Origin of the sequence: Arsenophonus sp. ENCA (assembly GCF_002287155.1) — a bacterium.
Taxonomy (GTDB): domain Bacteria; phylum Pseudomonadota; class Gammaproteobacteria; order Enterobacterales; family Enterobacteriaceae; genus Arsenophonus; species Arsenophonus nilaparvatae.
In genome coordinates this window covers 1-2,045 of record NZ_NHNG01000419.1, presented here as the reverse complement: position 1 = coordinate 2,045, position 2,045 = coordinate 1, and the positions used below count along the sequence as shown (strand labels likewise).

Below are 2,045 nucleotides of genomic sequence, written 5' to 3'. Positions count from 1 at the left end.
CATCCAAAATCTCTGTGACAATAAATGCCCTACGTTCACCAATTTGCTTGAGATAATCGCAAAGGGAAACAGAACCCTCCAAGATAGGTAGATTTTGCGCTTTGACAAACTTACGTTTGGTGTGAGAAGGCGATTCCAGTTTGCGAGTAAATACGGTCATAAAAGATCTGCGTTTAAAACGAATAAAGCAAATTTTAATCGATAACATGAGCTTTTGCGACAGCCTCTTTAAAGTGGGCAATAAATTTTGCTGAATCAGCAACTTCTTCGATTGCACAAAAATTTTTATGGCTATACTTCGGGTTGTCTAGGTCTTTTTCAAGCTGCTGGCGTATTTTTTCATTATCACTCATACATTGGATACTAGCCCTGATATAGTCATCATTACTATCATTTCCACTACCAAAAATATCAGGGTTATCAGATATATATTGGCGAAAAGCCATGCCTGTCATAACTGCACAAAAAGCGCCATAAGAGGTGGTTGGACTATCAACTATCTCATTAGCTTGATATACAGTATGTTCTGCGATCTGTAATCGATAATTCCATTTACCATATACATTACGTGGATCAACATCAATGGTAAAATCTTTTTTGTGTTCAGGTTTGGCTAAATCAATCAATCGTTCAAATTTCAGTAGTTGTTTATTTGGTGAAGTATCATGGCATGCCGGCTGATTAATATGATCAAATAATATCTCTATTGCTTGCCGCTTCACGCCACCGTGAAAAAAGTCTTTAATCCGATCCCATAACCCCATATTTTGCGCTTCAGCCAATGTTTCTGCATTCATAACGCGATTAAGTCGACTTTCACTAAAGTTATAATTGTAATTATTGCCTAAATTCAATATGGTAGACATGCATTGTACTCCTATCAAAAACAAATTTTTTAGTAATTTATTTCATATAACAGGTTTACTTGTTAAGTTTTATACTTAATATTCTATTTTTGTTGAAAGAAATCACTAGCAAAACTGTTTATTTAACGATAAGCATTATTATGCCTACAAACTATACTAATTTTTAGGATTGCTATATCGGGTATTACACTGATTTTTGTCACTTTCATATCCCAAGTACAGCGACATTTATTTTGTCAGGCTAAATTTAGCTAAAATGAAAAATGGGAATATTGAGCTTAACCTGACTAATATCTGCAACAACAGATAAAAACCAGATTAAACTTTATTGATTGGATAAATATCGATCAAATTAAACGCTTAATTTAGTAATAACTTGGTTAAATTGCACGGTTAAAATAAAATATGTGATAGTTTAAAAAATTATTTCAACTTATTTAATAGATCAATACGAAGCTGCTCCATATGGGCAATTTTATGACAAACCTGTTGACCAAACTGGCGAAAATTATTTTCCTGCTTTTTCCATTCTAATTCTAAATCCTGCTGTAACCCGCTTAGTCCCCCCAGCAAATTTTGCAGCGACTGGTTTGTATCACTACCCGTCAATAATTGCTTACGCCCCATTTCATTAATACTATCTTGCAATATTCCACCTAAACTTTCATTGAGCAAAATACGGCTGTCAGCTTCAATCGTTTTTAACTGCTGATGATGAAAGATCAAGCTATCGGCGCGTTGTTCAATAACTTTATCAATCTGCTTATCCAAATTTTGTTTTAGGGCACCTCGAAAAACTCAAGATTTTCAATTAACCCTTGGCTTTCATTCTAAATAATTAGATTTTTTTTGATTATCACGTTACTGATTCTATCGCACATTGCCCTGGCTAGGGCCATTTGACCCATTCTGGGCGTCAGAAAGCCACGATGCACGCGCTCTGGAAGTACGCCAACCGCTTTAGGTTGTAACATGCTGCCATCATCGTCATGGCAAAATTAGCGCGCACCTGTCCAATGGTGCGGATCAGTTTTCTACCCATTTGTTCCATCGCCGCAAATGCATGTTCAACCCGTGCCCTAGTCTTTGCAATCCTGTGGTTTCGCCCTTGCTGAGTCTTGGACAACGGTTTGTTTCGATGGCCTTTACGCTGAATCTGGCTCCTATAGCCGTTTGCCT

General features: G+C 36.6%; 3 protein-coding genes and 1 pseudogene. All 4 read right to left on the bottom strand.

The features are described from left to right. Window positions 1-208, bottom strand: a pseudogene (locus CBG25_RS10895) (hypothetical protein); the annotation flags it as partial. Continuing rightward, on the bottom strand, window positions 195-866 hold the full coding sequence (locus CBG25_RS10890; protein WP_290606607.1) for a hypothetical protein: 672 nt from the start codon (window positions 864-866) through the stop codon (window positions 195-197). The pseudogene CBG25_RS10895 and the gene CBG25_RS10890, both read right to left, overlap by 14 nt. 423 nt (window positions 867-1,289) lie before the next feature. Further along, the gene (locus CBG25_RS10885; RefSeq protein WP_290606606.1) at window positions 1,290-1,637 is read right to left on the bottom strand and encodes a hypothetical protein; all 348 of its coding nucleotides are present in this window, start codon (window positions 1,635-1,637) and stop codon (window positions 1,290-1,292) included. A gap of 145 nt (window positions 1,638-1,782) precedes the next feature. After that, window positions 1,783-2,045, bottom strand: a 263-nt coding sequence (locus CBG25_RS10880) for a transposase (RefSeq protein ID WP_290603799.1), incomplete at its 5' end; no start/stop codon positions are given.